Annotated in this window: 1 pseudogene; it reads left to right on the top strand. The window is 58.6% G+C overall.

What is annotated here, in order from left to right:
* Positions 1–12: 12 nt before the first annotated feature.
* Positions 13–551 (top strand): annotated as a pseudogene (locus GVI59_RS18740) (IS481 family transposase); the annotation flags it as partial.

Here is a 551-nt window from a genome sequence, read left to right as displayed (position 1 = left end):
GGAGAGCGAATGATGCTTCAGATCCACCCACAGGCCCGCACGACACCTGCCGTGCGGGCTGACATCGCCCGCTCGTTGGAACCGACATCCGTGCTCGCCAGACGCTACGGGATCAGCGATGAAACTGTCCGCAAGTGGCGCAGGCGTGGTTCAGACGCCTGCCGGGATCGCAGCAGCCGCCCTCGGAAACTCGCCTGGAAAGCCTCGGAGGAAGAGCGCGCCATTGTCTGTCAGCTTCGGCGTTCGACCGGTTTTGGCCTGGATGATCTGACCTTCGTCGTGCGGCATTTCCTGCCACATCTGAAACGGGACAATATCTGGCGTATTCTGAAAGATGCTGGACTGAACAGACTGCCTCCTGCTCCAAAGACCGGGCCAGTGCGTGGACAGGGAAAGTTCCGGGATTACGATCCCGGCTATGTCCATATCGATGTGAAACATCTGCCAAAATTGCAGACAGCGGATGGAGAACGGCGGAAACGTTTTCTCTATGTCGCCATCGATCGATGCTCCCGTTCGGTGCATCTGGCCGTCTATGACGCGGAGAATGC

Source organism: Acetobacter sicerae (assembly GCF_011516765.1).
In the GTDB taxonomy this organism is placed as follows: Bacteria; Pseudomonadota; Alphaproteobacteria; order Acetobacterales; family Acetobacteraceae; genus Acetobacter; species Acetobacter sicerae.
The sequence above is the reverse complement of the archived record's forward strand: the minus strand, read 5'-3'. Positions and strand labels throughout refer to the sequence as shown.